This window comes from Pollutimonas bauzanensis (assembly GCF_040393045.1).
Taxonomy (GTDB): Bacteria; Pseudomonadota; Gammaproteobacteria; order Burkholderiales; family Burkholderiaceae_B; genus Pollutimonas; species Pollutimonas bauzanensis_A.
In genome coordinates, this window is record NZ_JBEBUX010000075.1 from 1 (window position 1) to 19,363 (window position 19,363).

21 protein-coding genes are annotated in these 19,363 nt (G+C 56.1%); 12 read left to right on the forward strand and 9 right to left on the reverse strand.

Annotated elements, in window-relative coordinates; translation table 11 throughout:
• Positions 1 to 164 precede the first annotated feature (164 nt).
• From ABWO67_RS12430 to ABWO67_RS12465, 8 genes are all read left to right on the forward strand, one after another.
• Entirely contained in the window at positions 165 to 1,115 is a 951-nt protein-coding gene (locus ABWO67_RS12430; RefSeq protein WP_073101699.1) for a ribose-phosphate pyrophosphokinase, read from the forward strand.
• A gap of 103 nt (positions 1,116 to 1,218) precedes the next feature.
• Complete coding sequence (locus ABWO67_RS12435) at positions 1,219 to 1,821, forward strand: 50S ribosomal protein L25/general stress protein Ctc (protein WP_353152033.1); 603 nt, start codon at positions 1,219 to 1,221, stop codon at positions 1,819 to 1,821.
• Positions 1,822 to 1,929: 108 nt separating this feature from the next.
• A complete protein-coding gene (gene pth / locus ABWO67_RS12440; protein WP_353152034.1) occupies positions 1,930 to 2,526 on the forward strand; it encodes an aminoacyl-tRNA hydrolase in 597 nt (198 codons plus the stop codon).
• Between the two features lie 19 nt (positions 2,527 to 2,545).
• On the forward strand, positions 2,546 to 3,292 hold the full coding sequence (locus ABWO67_RS12445; protein ID WP_353152051.1) for a CPBP family glutamic-type intramembrane protease: 747 nt from the start codon (positions 2,546 to 2,548) through the stop codon (positions 3,290 to 3,292).
• Between the two features lie 115 nt (positions 3,293 to 3,407).
• Positions 3,408 to 4,499 carry a redox-regulated ATPase YchF gene (gene ychF / locus ABWO67_RS12450; protein WP_353152035.1) on the forward strand — a complete coding sequence of 364 codons (1,092 nt, stop codon included), beginning with the start codon at positions 3,408 to 3,410 and terminating at the stop codon, positions 4,497 to 4,499.
• Positions 4,500 to 4,716: 217 nt separating this feature from the next.
• Positions 4,717 to 6,699: a methyl-accepting chemotaxis protein gene (locus ABWO67_RS12455; protein WP_353152036.1), complete on the forward strand. Its 1,983-nt coding sequence runs from the start codon at positions 4,717 to 4,719 to the stop codon at positions 6,697 to 6,699.
• A gap of 103 nt (positions 6,700 to 6,802) precedes the next feature.
• Entirely contained in the window at positions 6,803 to 8,002 is a 1,200-nt protein-coding gene (gene serA / locus ABWO67_RS12460) for a phosphoglycerate dehydrogenase (RefSeq protein ID WP_353152037.1), read from the forward strand.
• Between the two features lie 18 nt (positions 8,003 to 8,020).
• Positions 8,021 to 8,461, forward strand: coding sequence for a MarR family winged helix-turn-helix transcriptional regulator (locus tag ABWO67_RS12465; protein WP_353152038.1), 441 nt, complete (start codon positions 8,021 to 8,023; stop codon positions 8,459 to 8,461).
• A gap of 3 nt (positions 8,462 to 8,464) precedes the next feature.
• Here the strand turns inward: ABWO67_RS12465 and ABWO67_RS12470 are convergent, their stop codons facing one another.
• From ABWO67_RS12470 to ABWO67_RS12480, 3 genes are read right to left on the reverse strand one after another with little or no spacing between them, the layout of a single operon-like run.
• Positions 8,465 to 8,926, reverse strand: coding sequence for an RrF2 family transcriptional regulator (locus tag ABWO67_RS12470; RefSeq protein ID WP_353152039.1), 462 nt, complete (start codon positions 8,924 to 8,926; stop codon positions 8,465 to 8,467).
• A gap of 7 nt (positions 8,927 to 8,933) precedes the next feature.
• Positions 8,934 to 10,157: an NnrS family protein gene (locus ABWO67_RS12475; RefSeq protein WP_353152040.1), complete on the reverse strand. Its 1,224-nt coding sequence runs from the start codon at positions 10,155 to 10,157 to the stop codon at positions 8,934 to 8,936.
• Positions 10,150 to 10,554, reverse strand: a complete 405-nt coding sequence (locus ABWO67_RS12480) for a group III truncated hemoglobin (RefSeq protein WP_353152041.1) — start codon at positions 10,552 to 10,554, stop codon at positions 10,150 to 10,152. The genes ABWO67_RS12475 and ABWO67_RS12480 overlap by 8 nt, the downstream gene beginning before the upstream one ends.
• A 268-nt stretch (positions 10,555 to 10,822) precedes the next feature.
• Here ABWO67_RS12480 and ABWO67_RS12485 point away from each other — a divergent pair, with 268 nt between their 5' ends.
• Complete coding sequence (locus ABWO67_RS12485) at positions 10,823 to 11,860, forward strand: glycosyltransferase family 2 protein (RefSeq protein ID WP_353152042.1); 1,038 nt, start codon at positions 10,823 to 10,825, stop codon at positions 11,858 to 11,860.
• 21 nt (positions 11,861 to 11,881) lie between these two features.
• Entirely contained in the window at positions 11,882 to 12,685 is an 804-nt protein-coding gene (locus tag ABWO67_RS12490; RefSeq protein ID WP_353152043.1) for a ChbG/HpnK family deacetylase, read from the forward strand.
• Here ABWO67_RS12490 and ABWO67_RS12495 read toward each other — a convergent pair.
• Positions 12,682 to 13,278, reverse strand: coding sequence for a GNAT family N-acetyltransferase (locus ABWO67_RS12495; protein WP_353152044.1), 597 nt, complete (start codon positions 13,276 to 13,278; stop codon positions 12,682 to 12,684). The genes ABWO67_RS12490 and ABWO67_RS12495 overlap by 4 nt on opposite strands.
• 119 nt (positions 13,279 to 13,397) lie before the next feature.
• Between ABWO67_RS12495 and ABWO67_RS12500 the strand changes: the two genes are divergently transcribed.
• Positions 13,398 to 13,739: a protein tyrosine phosphatase family protein gene (locus tag ABWO67_RS12500; RefSeq protein WP_353152045.1), complete on the forward strand. Its 342-nt coding sequence runs from the start codon at positions 13,398 to 13,400 to the stop codon at positions 13,737 to 13,739.
• Positions 13,740 to 13,827: 88 nt separating this feature from the next.
• Complete coding sequence (locus tag ABWO67_RS12505; protein ID WP_132638551.1) at positions 13,828 to 14,295, forward strand: universal stress protein; 468 nt, start codon at positions 13,828 to 13,830, stop codon at positions 14,293 to 14,295.
• Positions 14,296 to 14,459: 164 nt separating this feature from the next.
• On the opposite strand, the gene ABWO67_RS12510 is transcribed toward ABWO67_RS12505, so the two are convergent.
• The 5 genes from ABWO67_RS12510 to fdhF all read right to left on the reverse strand — a co-directional run.
• A complete protein-coding gene (locus ABWO67_RS12510; RefSeq protein WP_353152046.1) occupies positions 14,460 to 14,588 on the reverse strand; it encodes an MFS transporter small subunit in 129 nt (42 codons plus the stop codon).
• A 15-nt stretch (positions 14,589 to 14,603) separates the two neighbouring features.
• Positions 14,604 to 16,001: an L-lactate MFS transporter gene (locus ABWO67_RS12515; RefSeq protein WP_353152047.1), complete on the reverse strand. Its 1,398-nt coding sequence runs from the start codon at positions 15,999 to 16,001 to the stop codon at positions 14,604 to 14,606.
• Between the two features lie 81 nt (positions 16,002 to 16,082).
• Positions 16,083 to 16,340, reverse strand: a complete 258-nt coding sequence (locus tag ABWO67_RS12520; RefSeq protein ID WP_353152048.1) for a formate dehydrogenase subunit delta — start codon at positions 16,338 to 16,340, stop codon at positions 16,083 to 16,085.
• Positions 16,337 to 17,194 carry a formate dehydrogenase accessory sulfurtransferase FdhD gene (gene fdhD, locus ABWO67_RS12525; protein ID WP_353152049.1) on the reverse strand — a complete coding sequence of 286 codons (858 nt, stop codon included), beginning with the start codon at positions 17,192 to 17,194 and terminating at the stop codon, positions 16,337 to 16,339. The genes ABWO67_RS12520 and fdhD overlap by 4 nt, the downstream gene beginning before the upstream one ends.
• A 10-nt stretch (positions 17,195 to 17,204) precedes the next feature.
• On the reverse strand, positions 17,205 to 19,363 hold a 2,159-nt coding region (fdhF, locus tag ABWO67_RS12530), incomplete at its 5' end, for a formate dehydrogenase subunit alpha (protein ID WP_353152050.1).

Below are 19,363 nucleotides of genomic sequence, written 5' to 3' on the forward strand. Positions count from 1 at the left end.
ACTGGATTTTGATTCCAGCATGCGAAGGTTCGAATCCTTCTTCCCCAGCCATTTTTTCAAGCCTCTAGGCTTGCAAGTCAACGTAAAGCTGTTGAGTCGGCCCCTAACGGCGGTGCTGGTCAACAGCTTTGTTGTTTAACGCAACGCCATCTATAGCGTCCATCATGACACACGACAGATTCATGATTTTTACCGGCACGGCTAACACTCGGTTAGCGGTCGATGTTGCAAATCACCTTGATATGTCGCTCGGGAAAATGACGGTAGGTCGTTTCTCAGACGGCGAAGTCATGGTCGAGATCAATGAAAATGTCCGCGGCAAGGATGTCTTCGTTTTGCAGCCAACGTGCGCGCCCACCAACGACAGCCTGATGGAAATCATGGTGATGGTCGATGCGTTGCGCCGTGCCTCTGCGGGCAAGATTACTGCCGCAATCCCTTACTTTGGCTACGCCCGTCAAGATCGCCGTCCGCGTTCCGCCCGTGTTTCCATCTCGGCCAAAGTCGTGGCGAATATGCTGCAAGTTGTGGGCGTCGATCGCGTCATGACCATGGACTTGCACGCCGACCAAATTCAGGGCTTTTTCGATATCCCGGTCGATAACATTTATGCCGGTCCTATCTTGCTGGGCGACATCTGGCGCCGCAATTACCAGGACCTGGTCGTAGTGTCTCCCGATATCGGCGGTGTGGTTCGCGCACGTGCTCTGGCCAAGCAACTGGAAGCCGACCTGGCCATTATCGACAAGCGGCGCCCTCGCGCCAATGTGTCCGAGGTCATGAACATCATCGGCGAAGTCGATGGCCGCACTTGTATCATCATGGATGACATGGTCGATACGGCCGGCACCTTGTGCAAGGCTGCCCAGGCGCTTAAAGAACGCGGCGCGGTCACGGTTTACGCTTATTGCACGCACCCCGTGTTGTCTGGCGGCGCCGTGCAGCGTATTGCCGAGTCCGAACTTGATGAGTTGGTCGTCACCGACACGATTCCGCTTTCGGAAGCAGCCCGTGCCTGTAAAAAAATTCGCCAGTTGTCCTGCGCATCGTTGCTGGGCGAAACCATATTGCGCATTTCCCACGCCGAATCGGTCAGTTCCCTTTTCGTCGATTAATGTTTTACTGTTGCCTGCTGGTCGCGGCAGGCAATAGTCGCTCGTAGCCATTTGGCTGCGTTTATTAACGGGCTATAACGCCCTTCCAGTTTTGGAGCTTTCCATGAAATTCAACGCCACTTCGCGTAGCGATAAGGGTACGAGTGCGAGCCGCCGCCTGCGCCACGCTGGCCGTGTTCCCGCCATCGTTTACGGCGGTACTGCCGAGCCTGCAAGCATCGATCTCGACCACAACGAAATCTATCACGCTCTGCGCAAAGAGTCCTTCCACGCTTCGATTCTAAGCATGGAACTGGATGGCAAGTCCGAGCAAGTTCTGCTGCGTTCGGTGCAATGGCACCCATACAAGCAGCAAGTACTGCACGTCGACTTCCAACGTGTTGACGCTTCGCAAGCATTGAACACCAAAGTGCCTTTGCACTTCATCAATGCCGAGAAGTCGCCAGCCGTCAAGCTTGGCGGCGCGATCATCAGTCACGTTATGACTGAACTCGAAGTCATCTGCCTGCCTGCAAATCTGCCCCAGTTCATCGAAGTCGATCTGGTCAACTTGCTGCCTGGCGCCACATTGCACCTGGCCGACATCACGTTGCCTAAGGGTGTTGTGTTTGCATCCCATGGCGGCGACGCCAGCCCGGTTATCGCCGCAGCACACGCCAAACCCGGCGGCGCTAGCGACGAAGAAGCCGAGCCAGCTGCTGAATAAGTTGCGTAGCTTCCAGGCAATATCCTGATGCCTTTTTGATCAGGCTGTTGTTCGGCAAAACCCCTGTCAGCTTGCGCTAGGCAGGGGTTTCTTTTTGTAGGCTTGTCCATGACTCCACCCATACGCCTCATCATCGGCCTAGGCAATCCAGGCCCCGACTACGAAACAACACGGCATAATGCCGGGTTTTGGCTGGCGGACCACCTGGCCGACGATCTGCACGCCAGCTTTACGTTGGAAAAGGCTTTTTCAGCCTGGGTCGCCAAGGCGCGTTTCGAGGGCGATGCCGTCATCATGGCCAAGCCCACGACATTTATGAACCGTTCGGGCCAAGCCGCTGGCGCCTTGATGCGATTTTATAAGCTGGCCCCGGAGCAGGTTCTAGTCTTGCATGACGAGCTGGATCTCATGCCAGGCAATGTGAAACTTAAACAGGGCGGCGGCCATGCGGGCCATAACGGTTTGCGTGATATCCAGGCAGCATTTGCGAGCCCGAATTTCTGGCGCTTGCGGCTGGGTATCGGTCATCCGCGTACTTTAGGCTTGGCGCAGCAGGTCGCTGCTTTTGTGCTTAACCCGCCCCGGCGCGATGAGCTGCAGGAAATCGTCGCAGGCATTGACCGTAGCCGCGCGATTGTTCCCGCTTTGCTGCGCGGGGAATTCCAACAGGCAACCAGCCAATTGCACGAGGCCAATCGTGGGTAGTGGCACAGTACGCCAGCCCATGCGTTTTCGCGATGAGCTGCGCGACTTTATTCGCTTTGTGTTGCGTCCGCGCTTTACACCGCGTTTGCCTGGTCGGCGTGCCGCCAATGGTTGGTGGGAGGACTGGTTTCCCGGCGTATCGGTAGGGCGTCTGATCAAATGGGCATGTTTCCTGTGGGCCGTCAATATCGTTTTTCTGGGGCCCATTGCCGTAACTGCGGCGGGGGCGGGCGGTGCTACCCATCGGCTGGACATTAACAATATCCCCTGGTTGCAGGCGTTATTGTGGGCGCCTGTCGTCGAGGAGCTGGTGTTCCGTTATGGTTTGCGGCGCATTGCCCAGGCATGGTGGCTGGTGCCCGCGGCGGTCGGCGCGATGCTCATGGGGCCCAAGTGGTCAGCGATCCTGCTTGTGACAGGGATCTTTACGGTTTGCTGGCTGCCTTATTTAATGAATGCGCCGTATACCCGGCGTAGCCTGGCATGGCGGCACCGGCTTACTTACCGTCGTTTTTTCCCATGGGTATTCCATCTTGCGTCGCTGGCATTTGCGGCTGTGCATTTATATAACTTCAATTTGCACCAGACGCCGTTATGGCTTATGCCTTTGTTGGTGTTGCCGCAATGGTTGACGGGGCTGGTCTTGGGCTGGCTACGTGTCAAGCGCGGTATAGGCGCCTCCATGCTGCTGCACGCCATTTTCAATGGCGGTCCGTTGTTGGTGGTGTGGCTAGTGCTGCGGTATTTGCCCGATATGGCGGTTTGACCAAACCGGCGCAATCGATACCTTTTTGGTGCCGATACTATAATGACCGATTTGCCGGCCGGTACACCGCCGCCAATAGGCCTTTTCGTTTTTATCTTTATATTTCAGGACTCTCATGGCTTTGCAATGTGGCATTGTTGGTTTACCCAACGTAGGAAAATCTACACTTTTTAATGCGTTGACCAAGGCTGGCATTGCCGCCGAGAACTATCCTTTTTGCACTATCGAACCCAACGTGGGTGTCGTAGAAGTACCCGATGCGCGCCTTGCCGCTTTGGCTGAAATCGTCAAGCCCGAACGTGTTCTCCCTGCCGTGGTCGAGTTCGTCGATATCGCCGGCCTGGTGGCCGGTGCTTCCAAGGGTGAAGGCCTGGGCAACCAGTTCCTGGCCAACATCCGCGAAACCGATGCAATTGTGCACGTGGTTCGTTGTTTCGAAGATGAAAACGTGATTCACGTTGCGGGCTCCATCAATCCTTTGTCCGATATTGAGGTGATCAATACTGAACTGGCTCTGGCTGACCTGAGCGCGGCGGAAAAGGCATTGCAGCGTAACCAGAAAACAGCGCGTGCCGGCGACAAAGACGCCATCAAGATGGTGGCCCTGCTGGAAAAAGTCATCCCGGTGCTGAATGAAGCCCGGCCAGTTCGCTCCATGGGTCTGGATGCCGACGACATGGCGCTGCTGAAACCCCTGTGTTTCATTACCGCCAAGCCTTCCATGTACGTGGCCAACGTAAAAGAAGATGGCTTCGAAAACAACCCGCACCTGACATCAGTGCAAAAGTATGCCGAGGCCGAGAACGCGCCCGTGGTTGCCGTGTGCGCTGCAGTCGAGGCCGATATTGCCGACCTGGATGACGCCGACAAGGAAGTGTTCCTGGCTGATATCGGCATGGATGAACCCGGTCTGAACCGTGTTATCCGTGCAGGTTATCGCCTGTTGGGGTTGCAAACTTACTTTACAGCCGGCGTAAAAGAAGTGCGCGCCTGGACTATTCACATTGGCGATACAGCCCCCAAGGCGGCAGGCGTTATTCACACCGATTTTGAGCGTGGCTTCATCCGCGCCCAGACCATTGCCTATGAAGATTTTATTGCCTTCAAGGGCGAGCAGGGCGCCAAGGAAGCGGGCAAGATGCGGGCAGAAGGCAAGGAATACGTGGTCAAGGATGGCGACGTATTGAACTTCCTGTTCAACGTCTAACCTGATAGCACGAAAGCAGCGCGGGCCAAGGGCTGATCAGCCCTTGGCCCGCGCTGCGTTTGTGCTACGCCCATATTGAGGAAAATCAAGGGAAGAAGTAATCCATTCTTGTTCGAGGCTTGCGTAAACGTTACATCATTTACAATTACTTTCTATTCTGTTTCATATAGATATGGAACGGTGTGCTCAAAGTTTTTGGGAAAGGGTGGAAAGACACATGCAAGGCCTTATTGCTAACTTAAAAATGTGGCAAAAGTTCACATTGGTGGGGCTGCTGGTTTTGGTGATGCTTGCCATTCCCACTGCGATGGTCTTGAAATTGAACATGGATGTTCTCAGAGGTATCCGTGCCGAGAACAAAGGTATAGAGCCCGCGCGTGTCGCACTTAGCCTAATCCGCCTGACGCAGCAGCATCGCGGCTTCTCGGTTGGGTTTCTGGCCGGAAATGATAGCCTTGCCGATGTTCGCCAAAGAACACAAGCCGAAGTGGACCAGGCCATGGACAACATGGTTTCCGTATTGTCGAGCAACTTGAACGAACCGTCGCTTTTGGCGCGTATCGACGAAATCAAAAGCAAGTGGCAGGGTTTGGCCCGCGCTGTGGGCAGCAAAGCCCTCAGCAGCGCCGAGAGCTACGAGCAGCACTCAGAGCTCGTGGACCAGCAGTTGGCGCTGCTGGAAAGCATAGTCGACACCTCAGGACTGGCGTTGAATTCCGACCCTGCTAGCCTTCACCTTGTTAACGCAGTCCTTCGCGACCTGCCTGGGCTAACGGAAAATCTTGGCCGCCTCAGAGCCTTCGGCACGACCCTGCTTTCCGGGGATGCCGGTAGGGCCGACAGAACGAAAATTAATGTGCAGATCGGTCTGGCCCAATATGATTTCAATATTGCCTATCGTTCATTAAACAAAGCCATGGCGGTCAGCCCTACACTGACTGCCATGCTTGATGGGCCATTGGCGACTGCCCGGGTCGCAGCCCAGAGAGTGCTGGTGATGTCCAACGATAAGTTTGGGTATACCCAACAATTGGATTTTCCCGCAGACGAGTTTTTTTCACTTATGAGCAAAGGGATTGACCAGCAGTTCGATCTGATAACGGTGGCGGTCAAGGCCCTCGAAAGCATATTCGCCAAGCGTGTCAGCGACAGTCAACAGACGCTATGGATGGTGGTCGGGGTTATCGTTGCGTTAAGCCTGTTGGCGCTGCTCTTAGCGGTGCTGATCATGCGTTCCATAATTGGCACTATTAGCCTGTCGTTAAAGGTAGCCCAACGAGTCGCCAGCGGCGACCTGACATCCCACATTCAAGCGCAAAGCACGGATGAAACCGGGCAGTTGCTGTTAGCGCTAGACAGCATGAACACCAGTTTGATCAATATTGTGGCCCAGGTGCGCTCGGGCACCGACAGCATAGTCACCGCAGCGACCCAGATAGCGGCGGGCAACTCTGATCTATCCGCCCGCACCGTGGCGCAAGCCAGTTCACTGGAACAAACTGCGGCTTCGGTAGAGGAATTCACCAGCACCGTAGGGCAAAACGCAGAAAATGCCCGCTTGGCAAACGAACTTGCCTTGTCGGCATCCAGTGTTGCGCTGAGGGGCGGGCAAGTCGTCAGGCAGGTAGTGGACACCATGGCTTCTATCAACACGTCGTCAAATAAAATCGTCGACATCATCGGTATCATCGACAGCATTGCCTTTCAGACCAACATCTTGGCCTTGAATGCAGCGGTCGAGGCGGCGCGCGCGGGCGAGCAGGGGCGTGGCTTTGCCGTTGTCGCCGCGGAAGTCAGAAGCCTGGCCCAGCGCTCGGCTGCCTCGGCCAAGGAAATCAAGGGCCTTATCGACGAGTCGGTCAGCCAGGTAGAGCAAGGTAGCCTGCTTGCCAGCACAGCGGGCCAGACGATGGATGAAATCGTGGGCAGCATTCAGCGTGTAACGGACATCATGAGCGACATTACGGTAGCCAGCCGTGAGCAGGCCTTGGGTATTGAGCAGATCAATCAGGCGGTGGCGAAAATGGACGGCGCAACGCAGCAAAACGCGGCACTAGTTGAAGAGGCTACTACCGCCGCTCATGCGCTGCGCTATCAAGCCGATAATTTGGTTGCAGCGGTTAGCGTATTCAAGATCGACGAGTCTCCATTAATGGCCGAACCGGTCCCGCTGTCGCCAATGCGACTGGCGCTTCAATAGTGCACTTTGCGGGCTTTCCCCTGTTGCCATCAGGGCTGCGAATGTGCTTGTCGCAAAGATGCGTCACAATGATGCTTTGGTGTTTTGCCGGAGCTTGCATTTAATGACCCGTATTGTCCTTTTTGAAAACATACACGCTAGCGCCAAAGAGGTTTTTGTCGCTGCCGGATTCAACGATATTGTTACGCACGCTTCGTCGTTACCCCCCGAAGCCTTGCACGAAGCGTTGCGCGGCGCTAGCCTGGTGGGCATTCGTTCCCGTACGCATCTCGACGCCGCAGTGTTCGCGGATACCCCCGATTTGCGCGCTGTCGGATGCTTTTGCATCGGAACCAACCAAGTCGATCTCGAATCGGCCATGCTGCATGGCGTACCGGTATTCAATGCGCCGTTTTCCAACACGCGTTCGGTCGCGGAACTGGTCTTGGGCGAAGCCATCTTGCTGTTGCGCCGCATTCCCGAAAAGAATGCCAGAGTGCATCAAGGGCATTGGGACAAAACAGCCGAAGGCGCCTTTGAAGCACGCGGTAAAACGCTGGGCATCATCGGCTACGGCAATATCGGCTCGCAAGTGGGTACGTTGGCCGAAGCCGCGGGCATGCGGGTCATTTTCCATGACATTGAAGCCAAGCTTCCGCTTGGTAATGCGCGAGCCAGCACTGCGCTTAAAAAGCTGCTGGCGCAATCCGATGTGGTGACGTTGCACGTTCCGGGCGGCAAGGTCACCAAAAACATCATGGATGCCGCGACTATTGCGGCCATGAAGCCAGGCTCCATTCTTATCAATGCCTCGCGCGGAACTGTGGTCGATATCGATGCCTTGCATGCCGCGCTGCAGTCGGGCCATTTGTCTGGCGCCGCGCTGGATGTCTTTCCCGTAGAGCCTAAAAGCGCCAACGAACCTTTGGTCAGTCCGCTGATCGGCATGCAGAACGTGCTGCTTACGCCGCACATCGGGGGCAGTACCCAGGAGTCGCAAGAAAATATTGGCCGCGAAGTTGCCGAAAAGCTGGTGCGATTTGTATTAAGCGGAACTACAAAAGGGGCGGTCAATTTCCCTGAAATTCCCTACCAGGAAGTGGCCGGTACAGCGCGTATTCTGCACGTACACCGCAATCTGCCGGGCGCAATGGGCACGTTAAGCAACCTGATGGCCGAGCACGGGCTTAACATTGTCAGCCAGCAGTTGCAGACACGCGGCCAAATCGGCTACGTTATTTCCGACGTCGAAGGTAAAGTCGACGATACCGTCATATCGGTCCTGCGTACGCATCCCATCACCGTACGTTGCGACGTGGTTTGACCATGCCTGAACTCACTCGTGACGTCTTATAACAATCCTTCGAAAAGTCCAGACGGGACACCGACCGCCGCCGATTATCAGGCGCTGGCCACGTTCCGTCTGACGCTGCGGCAGTTCACACGTTTCAGCGAGTCGGCTGCCGCCGAGGTTGGCCTGATGCCGCAACAGCATCAGGCTTTGCTGGTGGTCAAAGCCCTAAGCATAGCGGCACCACCCAGCGTGGGCGACGTGGCCGAACAGTTACTGATACGGCATCACAGTGCCGTCGAACTCATCAACCGCTTGGTTCGCATGGGGCTATTGCAGCGTTTCCGCGATCCGGAAGATCGCAGGCGGGTTCGAGTGGCCATAACCCCAACAGGTGAGCAAAAGCTGGCAGTCCTGTCCAGTGCGCATCTTGATGAGCTCAGGGCCGTTCGTCCGTTGCTGATGACGCTGTTAAACCACTTTGATCGCTAAGGCTTAGTGTGGTGCTTTTTCCATACGCTTCATGACGTGAATTTCCGGCCCGGACTTGCCCTGGGAGGCCGTCGGCAGGATATCGGCAAGCGTATAGCTGTCAAGATGGCGCAGGAATTGTTGCAGTGCGCCTTCGATAATGCCCGCCAGCCCGCACTGACCGCTTAGTGTGCAATGGTTGTCGCTGACAAAACATTCGACTAATGCAAGATCGTTTTCGGTATCGCGCATTACCGCGCCTAGGCTGATGTCTTCAGGGCGGAGGCCGAGACGCATCCCGCCGTTCTTGCCGCGTACGGTTTCTATCCAGCCATGCTGCGCCAGACGATGGGTGATCTTCATAAGATGCGGTTCGGATATCTGGTAGGCCTGCGCAATTTCTGAAATAGTGCACAGGCGATCTGGGTGTTGGCCCACGTACATGAGCAGCCGCATCGCATAATCGGTCATGGTGGTCAGTCGCATGTCGTCCTCATTTACGCACGGCAGCGGCTGGCGGGCTGTTGCGCGGGCGAATCAACATAGGCACGAAGCGCCACAAATACAGCCCTAGGGAAAGCATCCAGGACAGCGCGGCGGCCTGCAATAACCAGCCGCTGGCAGTGGATGGCCAAAGCGCGGCAAGACGCAGTACGACGGCGGCAATCATCAGGTAATAGCTGTAGAGCATGCTTTGATCCAGGGCGAGCGGACGCCCAAGATGCCCTAAGGCCGTGCGCGTCAGCATCCCGATGATCAATACCGCAAAGCCGCCCATACCAATAATATGCACATGAGCGGCTGACCGTATCAATACGCCGGAGCCCATACCGCTGGCATGGATGGCGGCAAAGAGCAGGCCAATACCCATGGCAATGTAGCCCAGATACAGTATCCAGAGCATGGGCTTGTGCAAGACGGCAAAGGGCTTCCACTTTGCTGTTTGCCAAAGACTGATTGCGCCGGCAATGGCCAGTGCGGCCGCCATAGGCAACTGCATGCCGATAATGCCGAACAGGATGGCCAGCATGCTGATCACCAATTGCGCCTGGCCAATGCGCACTTGCATGGGCAGTTGCAAGCCTGGAACCATGCGCATGGCAAAAAACGGAATAACCCGGCGGCCGATGAGCAAGGCAATGACCGCCATGCAGATCAGGCCGAGGTCGAAACGTTGCATGAGCAGAATGTAGTCACCTTTGAGGGCCGCTTGCAGGTAAAGCACATTGGCAATGCCCAAACCCAGAACCAGCCACGGAACCCCGTAATTGCGGCGGCTTTTTCCTTTGATCATGACATTCATCAGGCAGACCGCACTGACCGCGAAAAAGGCGGATTCGGCTGCAAAGGCGATCCAGAAGCCGGTGATGCCGCCAAACAGGTAGCCTGCGCGCGCTACGACCCAAAGCATGCAGACTGCGCCTAGCGCTGCGCCTTTCAAAGGGTTGAACCCCGTCCAGGTGGCGCTGGCGGTCAGTAGGAATGCGACAGCAATGGTGGCAATGAAGCCCCAGAGCATTTCGTGGGCGTGCCAGGCAACGGCTGCCAGCGGCTGGCCGATCCACTGAGGCGCAAAGATCCATAGTGCTATTGAAACCAGCGCCCAACTGACGCCGGCTATGTACAGTGGACGGAAGCCGAGGCTGAGAAAAGCCTTCATGTCGGGGCGGTTAAGGGGCGCCGCGTGGTTTTCATTAATGTGCAGCAGTTCAGCCATTGGCAAGCCCCGAAGGAATGCGGTTGGGATTGTTATTGATTTGATAGCCATACCACAAGCTTTGCGCGATACGTTGGGCGTATTCTTCGGCGCGCTCGGCAAGCATGCGGTTAGGCAATGCGCTGGTGGTTTCATGGAACAGGGCAAGCCAATGTTTGAACATATTGGCATGCAGGTCAGGTAACGCTATGTGTTTGGGCATAGGTGTGCCGCTATAAGATCCGGTACCCAGCAGTAGCGAAGACCAGAACTTGACCATAATCTTCAAATGCTTGTCCCAGTCGTCGATATGCGAGTTGAAGACCGGGCCCAGTAAGGTGTCTGCTCGTACCTTGTCATAGAATCCGTAGACCAGCTTGATGATTTCTTCTTCAGTGCAGAGTTCGGGTCTGTCCATGAGGGGTGTTCCTGTCCGGGCGGCCTTGCCCGGTGGGCGAGTTGAGAGTAAAAAGAGAGATACTGCGTCGAGCTGGCAGTGAGCCCATAAGATTCATTTTAAAGTAATCTTATAAAAAATACACGCCCTCGTCAATTCCGCTAAGGCTCACTCTGGCTAAATCTTTACCAACTGTAAGTTTGTAAGCTATGATTGCCTGTTGGATTTTGTGCTGGTGCACGCTGTCCGTCACTGCCAACTCTTTAATGCCGCGGTTTTCGCTGATTTCATGCCTACTCATTTGCAACAGCCGGCCTCGTTGACTTGTATCATTCCTTGTTTGAATGAAGATGCCAATTTACAAGTTTTGCTTCCTGGTCTCATCGCCGCCTTGAAAACGCTGGCGCCCGTCTACGAGATCATCGTTGTGGACGATGGCAGCACGGACAGCACCCCCGAGACGATGCAAGGCTGGGCGGAGCAATGTCCCGAGATCCGGTATTTGCAACTTTCTCGCAATTTCGGCAAGGAAGCCGCGCTCACTGCGGGGCTCGAGGCGGCAAAGGGCGCAGTGGTCATTTGCATGGACGCCGACCTGCAGCATCCACCGGCCCTGATCTCAAAAATGGTCGAACGCTGGAAACAGGGTGTCGAGATGGTCTATGCCGTGCGAACCAGCCGGGCCGATGAATCTTTGTTAAAACGTTGGGGCACGCGACTTTTCTACAAAATGATGCGCACCTCCAACGGTTTGCAAGTCCCCGAAAACGCCGGCGATTTTCGCCTGATGGATCGCGCCGTTGTCGATGCCCTGCTGATGATGCCGGAACGCAATCGTTTCATGAAGGGTTTGTTTGCCTGGGTGGGCTTCCGTTCCGAACCTATGCTGTATTCGCCGGCCGTACGACTATATGGAAAAACCAGTTTCAAGCCCTTTAAGCTATTGCACTTCGCGGTTGATGGCCTGACTGCCTTCACCACCTGGCCGTTGCGTTTGTTAAGCCTGTTTGGTGTCGGCCTTTCACTGTTGTCTTTCGCCTATGGCCTGTTCATCCTTATCTCCCATTTGCTGTTTGGTGATCCGGTGCAGGGGTGGACCACGCTAATCATTGTCATCTTGTTTTTTGCCGGTGTGCAATTGATTTCGGTTGGGGTACTTGGCGAATACGTAGCACGCATTTTTGGCGAAGTAAAAAACCGTCCGTTATATCTGGTGCGCCGCCAGGCCGGACAAGGCCTGGCGGAAAGCAACGAGGGCACCGGTGTATCTGGCGCCGACTTAAGGGTAAGCCAAGTGGCGTCCTCTCCTTTACGGAAACTAGGCTAGTTGTCGTCCCGGAGCATGCCGATGGCTGAAGTTGAAGAAAAGCGCATCGTAATTTGCGCTGATGATTTTGGTCTGAACCCAGCGATTGATACCGCCATATTGCAGTTGGCCCAGCAGCGGCGCTTAAGCGCCACCAGTTGCCTGGTTGATGGGCCATCGTTTGCGTCTGGCGTGCATGCTGTCCGCGCGTCGGGCTTGCAGCTTGGCCTGCATCTGAACTTTACCGACGCGTTGGGAGCCCCTGGGGTGTACTTGCCGGTGTCGACGCTGATCATTCGCAGTTGGTTGGGGCGGCTCGACCCGGGGCAACTGCGCGAACAAATCGTGCGCCAGCTGGATTGCTTTGAAGCCATGGTGGGCAGGCCGCCGGATTTTGTTGATGGGCATCAGCATGTCCATCAGTTTCCCCAAATACGCAGCTTGTTGCTCGACGAGCTGCAAGGCCGCTACGCCGGTGCGTTGCCGTGGCTGCGCTACACCCATGCGGGGCGGTTGGCGGGCTTGACTTTAGGCTTGCGCGCCAAGGCGCATCTTATTCAGGCGCTAGGTTCCAGGTCATTCGCGAAACAAGCGCATGATATGGCCTTTCCGATGAATCGCGACTTCCTGGGCGTATACGACTTCCAGGGTGGGCAGACTGCTTATTGCCGGCTTCTGCAGAATTGGCTTATGCAGGCCCGCAATGGCGACCTTATCATGTGCCATCCGGCTAGCCAGGCCCTTGCGCAGGATAGCCTGGGGGTGCAGCGCCTGGCCGAGTTCGATGTATTACGCAGCCATGCCGTGGGCGACTGGCTGCAAGAATATCGACTGACCCTGGTTTAACTGTCGGGCGGTGTTGTGTTGCCTGGGCCCAAGGCGCGTTGCATGAAGACTACGTCTATCCATTGATTGAACTTGAAGCCTGTAGACGGCTGCGTGCCGGCGTGGGCAAACCCCAGGCTGCGGTGTAATCCTATCGAACTCGCATTGTGCGTACCGGCAATGACGGCAATCATCTGACGCCAGGGGCCTTGTTCGCAACGCTCGATAAGCGTCGATAACAAGGCTTTTCCCAGGCCTTTACCCGATTGCCCTTCGGCCAGGTAAATGGAGTCTTCAATGGTGTAGCGATACGCAACGCGCGGTCGGTACTGCGAGGCATAGCAGTAACCCACCACTTCGCCGTTAATGACCGCCACCAGATAGGGCATTCCTGATGCCAATACCTGGCCTCTTCGCGCCAACATGTCTTCGGTCGAAGGTGGCACTTCTTCAAAGGTTGCCGTGCCTTGCAATACGTGACGTGCGTAGATGGCCTGTACGGCAGCCATGTCTTCTGGCATTGCGTCGCGAATGACCAGCGTATGATTTCCGGCTTGCACGCCGCCGGTTCGCGTTACTAAATCGAGACCTTGTTCGCCATTGGCGGCAGTCATGCTATTTTCCTGTGTTGTAAGGTTGGTCGTGGTGTGGGTAAGGCCGCAAGCGGCGGGGCTGCCAAGTGGGCTTGTGATGCGTTATTCTACGCTTAGCTAGACAAACCAAGGAGTCCTAAATGTCTGTTCCCATTAGTGCGCTTACCGATGATTTTGCCGTGGCGCCTCAGTTATCGCCTAGCGATATGCAGGCAGTGGCCGATGCCGGCTTCAAAAGCGTAATTATCAACCGGCCCGACCTGGAAGGCGGCCCAGACCAACCCACCTCGGCAGACGTAATTGCGGCAGCCCATGCCGCAGGCCTGTCGGTGGAATATCAACCCGTAGTCAGCGGCGCCATGACGCCCGAAGACGTTGCCCGTTTTGCTGTGCTTCTGAAAGAACTGCCAGCACCTGTGCTGGCTTATTGCCGCTCGGGCACGCGGTGCACGCATTTGTTCCGGGCCGCCCAGCAACTTTGATTTGCATCAAGTCACGGTATATACCCGCTGTTATTTCCCATCGCTTCCGGTTAAGCTTTAGCCATATGACAACAAAAGGGGCAACACCATGTTCAAGAAAATATTGATTCCTACTGACGGCTCAGCATTGTCGGCGCAGGCTGCCAACAAGGGTGTGTGCTTTGCCCGTGAAATAGGGGCCGAGGTCGTGGCGCTGTATGTTACTCAGCCTTTTGCTGCCACGGTAGGTTTCGATGGCATGGCCGCGGCTTACGCCATTACTGACGAAGACTACGACAAGACCGCTCAGGAACAAGCCAAGAAATACCTGAAATCGGTACTCGATCGTGCGGAAACAGCTGGCGTCAAGGCAACTGGCAAGGCAGTGTCCAATTTCAATGTGGCTGACGGCCTGGTGCAAGCGGCCGAAGAAGAGAACTGCGATCTTATTTTTATTGGCAGTCACGGGCGCAGCGGCTTGTCGCGTTTGTTGTTGGGCAGTGTTACCGTCAAAGTGTTGGGCTTGGCTAAAACAGCAGTCCTGGTGTATCGCGTCAAGGAAGGCGATAAAAGCTAAGGCAGCTTAACCGACGTTTGTAAAAAACCCACCGTTAGTCTGAACTGCACCCCAAAAGTTGGAAACCAACTTTTGGGGTGCAGTTCAAGTCAGGTGGGTTTTTTTTGATACATGGCGTTAGGCGGATTGGGCGCCAGCGCGCTGCAATCCGCCCACACCGTTGACTATTTGAACAACGCGCCCGCCTTAAGCAAGGTTTCCCATATGCCCAGCACTAAAGGTATGCCAACATAAAGCCAGAAAATAATCAGCAGAACAGGCGATGTCGTACTGCGTGGTGGTTGCGATTGCATGAAAAGACTCCCGTATTAGTTCGTGGCGGCGGCAGTTTGCAGCCCAGATTGTTCATTGGTCATGTGATGGCGCGTAGCTACCGGTTTGACGAACATGTTGCAGACGAAGCCCACGATCAGCAGTACTGCCATCAAGTACATGGTGACGGTATAAGCTTGCGCCGCTGGAACGCCCTGGTCCACCTGATACTGTCGAATGTAGTTGACCAGCACCGGTCCAAAGACGCCTGCAGCGGCCCACGCGGTCAACAGTCGGCCATGGATGCCGCCGACATAGCGCGTACCGAACAGATCGGCCAGATATGCCGGCACTGTCGAAAATCCGCCGCCATACATGGACATGATGATGGCGTAGAACAGGACAAACAGCATGACATTGCCCGACGAACCCATACCGGGAACCACGAAATACAAGACGGCGCCAAGTGCAAAGAAGATGAAGTAAGTGTTCTTGCGACCAACATAATCCGACACGGATGACCAGAAAAAGCGCCCAAGCATGTTGGCCAGGGAAAGCACGCCGACAAAGCCGGCCGCGGCAGCGGGTGTGATGCCGCCTTTGAAGCTTTCCTGGATCATTACCGATGCCTGGCCCAGTACCCCGATGCCGGCGGTAACGTTCAGGCACAGCGCCCACCAAAGCAGCCAGAATTGGGGTGTCTTGATGGCCTGATCGATATGCACGTGGTTACGCGTGATCATGGCATTTTGCGTGACCGGAGGGGTCCAGCCATGGGGTTTCCAGTCTGCGGCAGGAATGCGTATGGCAAAGGCGCCTATCATCATGGAAATGAAGTAAAGCACGCCCATGACGACAAATGTTTCCGTCACGCCCATCGAAGTGGGGGACTGGAAATGCTTCATAAGGGCGACGGACAAGGGCGAGGCGATGAAAGCGCCGCCACCGAAGCCCATGATGGCCATACCGGTGGCCATGCCGCGCTTATCGGGAAACCATTTGATCAGTGTCGACACTGGCGATACATAGCCTATGCCTAGGCCTATTCCGCCTAATACGCCATATCCCAGATAGACCAGCCATATCTGGTGCAGGGCTATGCCCGCTGCCGCTATCAGGAAGCCGCCACCAAAACAGCAAGCTGCCACAAACATGGCCTTGCGCGGACCGACCTCTTCAAGCCACTTGCCTGCAAAAGCGGCAGACAGCCCTAGGAACACGATAGCCAGGCTGAAAATCCAGCCCAGTGTGGGCAGATCCCAGTCGCCGGGCGCAGATTGCGTAATGCCTAGCAGTTTGGTCATGGGGTTGTTGAACACCGAGAATGCATAGGCCTGGCCTATGCATAGGTGGACGGCTAGTGCGGCGGGCGGAATCATCCACCGGTTAAAACCAGGGGCTGCGGTAATTCTCTCTTTGCTGAAAAATCCGTGATTGCTTGAATCTATGCTCATATGGTCTCCTTGGTGCCGCTTTGTGCGGCTTATTTCATGTGGATGAGAGCGTTTAGGGTTTAGGAAAAGAAGGGAGGCAATTCAGTGGAGATGCTTTGGGGTGAGCCTCTCCTTGTTCTGGGTAATGGCATCAAGGACGATGCTGCTTAAGCTGGCTTTATCTGTTTGTCCGTCAGGCTGCGTGTCGAGAAATTTCAATAGAGCAATGCGCATACGGGGTTCCCAGAATTTTTGTATATGATTGGCAATGCCTTCTATGCCTTCGGCTCGATCTGGGAAGGATTCAAAGAAACTGCCAATACGATTGGCCAGACGAATGAGATGATCGACGTTGTTCAAGGCAGGTCTCCTGTGGTGCTGAGATATTCCGGATGGCTATAAACAGTGAACAACTGCTGGCGGGCGAACCCTGCCAGCAGTACATTCAATTCGTCCGCCATGGCCACAGCATAGGTAGTAGGCGCCGATACGGCGATTAACGCCGATATGCCGGCCGACGCGGCTTTTTGCACCATTTCAAAACTGGCTCGGCTGGAAATGACGGCAAGGCCATCTGTCGTATCTGCCGATTGCCGCAGCAAGTGGCCAATCAGTTTGTCGAGTGCGTTGTGCCGCCCGACGTCTTCGCGAACATGTTGAATATTGCCGTCGCTGTCGGCCCAGCCTGCGGCATGGGTGGCCCCGGTAAGCAGGTGCAGCGGTTGATTTGCGCGTAGCTGTTCCGTTGCCTTGACGACGGCGGCAGGATGCACCCGGGTCTTTCGATTTGGAAGCGGGGGTAGCGAACGGCGCACTTCGTCCAGGCTCTCAATGCCGCACAAGCCGCAACCTGTGCGTCCGGCCAAGTTGCGCCGGCGCTGTTTCAGGGTATTCAGGCAGGCACTGGCAATGGTCGCCTGGATGATGAACCCTTTTGGGGTTTCGCTTATTTCAAGGTCGTATAAGTCGCTGGCGCCGCGAATAATGCCTTCGGTAAACGAGAATCCCAAGGCCAGGTCTTCAAGGTCGGAAGGCGTGGCCAACAAGGTGGCGTGGGCCAGCCCGTTGTATTCCAGAGCAACGGGCATTTCCTGCGCCAGTTTGTCGAGTTCCTGACGGCCGGTGGCATCTTGGCCGCTGCGCAAGACCAGGCGCTCGCTGTGTCCGGAATTCGGCGACGCCAGCTCTGGGTCAGGAAAGTCTGCAGGTTTCAACTAGGGGCTCCTAGATATGGGCATTTAGCGCTGGCGCGGGCTCGGGTTCGGCGGCAGCCGGCGCCGCAACCGGCTGCGAGTTTACAGCGCCTTCCTGTTGGCGCTGTTCAAGCAGATTCTGCTGGATATCGCTAAAGCGCGACCAGCTCGCCTGCCACGCCGAGGGTTCTTGGACCAGCCTGGCTTGTACCGCTGTGACTTTGTATTCAGGACAATCAGTCGCCCAGTCGGTGCTGTCGGTTGTAACCACATTGGCGCCGGACTCGGGGAAGTGAAATGTTGTGTAGACCACGCCTGGCTGCACTCGTTCTGTTACGTCGGCGCGCAATACCGTCTCGCCGGCGCGGCTTTGCACTGCCACCATGTCGCCTTGGCGGATGCCGCGGTCTTCGGCGTCGTGTGGATGGATTTCAAGCAGGTCCTCGTTATGCCAGAGAACGTTGGGCGTGCGCCGGGTCTGGGCCCCCACGTTGTACTGCGACAGGATGCGGCCCGTCGTCAGCAACAGCGGGAATTTGCGCGTACTGCGTTCGTCGCTGGGCACATACTTGGTGATCATGAATCGGCCCTTGCCGCGCACGAATTCGTCCACATGCATGATGGGCGTGCCGTCGGGTGCGTCGGGGTTACACGGCCATTGCACGCTACCGCCCAGCTCGTCGATTTTCTTGAACGAGACATTCGAAAATGTGGGTGTAAGGCGCGCGATTTCATCCATGATTTCGCTGGGATGGCGGTAGTTCATGGGATAGCCCAGCGCATTGGACAGGGCGCAGGTAACTTCCCAGTCGGCCATGCCAGCCTTGGGTTGCATCACTTGACGGACACGGGAAATTCGGCGCTCGGCGTTGGTAAAGGTGCCGTCTTTTTCCAGGAAGGACGAGCCGGGCAGGAAGACGTGTGCATACTTGGCGGTTTCGTTCAGGAAAATGTCCTGAACGATGACGCATTCCATCGATGCCAATGCTTTTGCCACATGCTGGGTATTGGGATCGGACTGGACGATGTCTTCGCCCTGGCAATACAGCCCTTTGAAGGAACCGCTAAGCGCAGCGTCGAACATGTTCGGAATACGCAGGCCGGGTTCTGGCTGCAACGTGACGCCCCAATCTTGCTCGAACTGGCCACGCACGACATCGTCGGAAATGTGTCGATAGCCGGGTAGTTCGTGCGGGAAGGAACCCATATCGCACGAACCCTGGACGTTATTCTGGCCGCGCAATGGGTTGACGCCCACACCTTCGCGGCCAATGTTGCCGGTGGCCATGGCCAGGTTGGCGATGGCCATGACGGTGGTCGAGCCTTGGCTATGTTCGGTAACGCCCAGGCCATAGTAGATAGAGCCGTTGCCGTGGGTGGCGAATAGCCGGGCGGCGGCGCGCAGATCCTGGGCGTTGACCCCGGTTATTGGCGCCATGGCTTCGGGCGAGTTCTCGGGCAGGGACACGAAATCGCGCCACTGCTGAAACGCCAGGGCCTCGCACCGTTCGGCGACAAAGGCTTCGTCGATAAGGCCTTCGGTGGCGATGACGTGTGCCATGGATGTCAGCAGCGCCGTGTTTGTTCCCGGCATGACCGGCAGGTGATAGTCGGCCTTGACGTGTGGTGCGTTGACGAACTCGATCTGGCGGGGGTCGATCACGATGAGCTTGGCGCCTTCGCGCAGGCGTCGCTTCAGCCGCGATGCGAAGACGGGGTGGGCCGCGCTAGGGTTGGCGCCCATAATGATGACGACATCGGTATGCATGACCGAATCGAAGGTTTGGGTGCCTGCCGATTCGCCCAGCGTGGTTTTCAGGCCGTAGCCGGTGGGGGAATGGCAGACGCGCGCACAGGTGTCGACGTTGTTGGTGCCGAAGGCGGCACGCACCAGCTTTTGCACGAGGTAGGTTTCTTCGTTGGTGCAGCGCGACGACGTAATGCCGCCTATCGAGTCGCGGCCATACTGGCCCTGTATTCGCTTGAGTTCCGAAGCCGCATAATTGATGGCTTCATCCCAGCTGACTTCGCGCCATGGGTGCGAGATGTCGCTGCGGATCATGGGTTTGAGCATGCGGTCCTGGTGGGTGGCGTAACCCCAGGCGAACCGCCCCTTTACGCAGGAATGGCCGCGATTGGCCTGGCCGTCTTTCCAGGGCACCATGCGCACGACTTCCTGGCCTTTCATTT

Excerpts from the sequence above, each read along its gene's own strand:
- ychF (WP_353152035.1), top strand. The coding sequence starts at position 3,408 with ATGGCTTTGCAATGTGGCATTGTTGGTTTACCCAACGTAGGAAAATCT.
- ABWO67_RS12480 (WP_353152041.1), bottom strand. The coding sequence starts at position 10,554 with ATGGACAGACCCGAACTCTGCACTGAAGAAGAAATCATCAAGCTGGTC.
- ABWO67_RS12490 (WP_353152043.1), top strand. The coding sequence starts at position 11,882 with ATGGCTGAAGTTGAAGAAAAGCGCATCGTAATTTGCGCTGATGATTTT.
- ABWO67_RS12485 (WP_353152042.1), top strand. The coding sequence starts at position 10,823 with ATGCCTACTCATTTGCAACAGCCGGCCTCGTTGACTTGTATCATTCCT.
- ABWO67_RS12445 (WP_353152051.1), top strand. The coding sequence starts at position 2,546 with ATGCGTTTTCGCGATGAGCTGCGCGACTTTATTCGCTTTGTGTTGCGT.
- ABWO67_RS12500 (WP_353152045.1), top strand. The coding sequence starts at position 13,398 with ATGTCTGTTCCCATTAGTGCGCTTACCGATGATTTTGCCGTGGCGCCT.
- ABWO67_RS12470 (WP_353152039.1), bottom strand. The coding sequence starts at position 8,926 with ATGCGACTGACCACCATGACCGATTATGCGATGCGGCTGCTCATGTAC.
- ABWO67_RS12505 (WP_132638551.1), top strand. The coding sequence starts at position 13,828 with ATGTTCAAGAAAATATTGATTCCTACTGACGGCTCAGCATTGTCGGCG.
- ABWO67_RS12455 (WP_353152036.1), top strand. The coding sequence starts at position 4,717 with ATGCAAGGCCTTATTGCTAACTTAAAAATGTGGCAAAAGTTCACATTG.
- serA (WP_353152037.1), top strand. The coding sequence starts at position 6,803 with ATGACCCGTATTGTCCTTTTTGAAAACATACACGCTAGCGCCAAAGAG.
- ABWO67_RS12435 (WP_353152033.1), top strand. The coding sequence starts at position 1,219 with ATGAAATTCAACGCCACTTCGCGTAGCGATAAGGGTACGAGTGCGAGC.
- pth (WP_353152034.1), top strand. The coding sequence starts at position 1,930 with ATGACTCCACCCATACGCCTCATCATCGGCCTAGGCAATCCAGGCCCC.
- ABWO67_RS12495 (WP_353152044.1), bottom strand. The coding sequence starts at position 13,278 with ATGACTGCCGCCAATGGCGAACAAGGTCTCGATTTAGTAACGCGAACC.
- ABWO67_RS12515 (WP_353152047.1), bottom strand. The coding sequence starts at position 16,001 with ATGAGCATAGATTCAAGCAATCACGGATTTTTCAGCAAAGAGAGAATT.
- ABWO67_RS12430 (WP_073101699.1), top strand. The coding sequence starts at position 165 with ATGACACACGACAGATTCATGATTTTTACCGGCACGGCTAACACTCGG.
- ABWO67_RS12510 (WP_353152046.1), bottom strand. The coding sequence starts at position 14,588 with ATGCAATCGCAACCACCACGCAGTACGACATCGCCTGTTCTGCTGATT.
- ABWO67_RS12475 (WP_353152040.1), bottom strand. The coding sequence starts at position 10,157 with ATGGCTGAACTGCTGCACATTAATGAAAACCACGCGGCGCCCCTTAAC.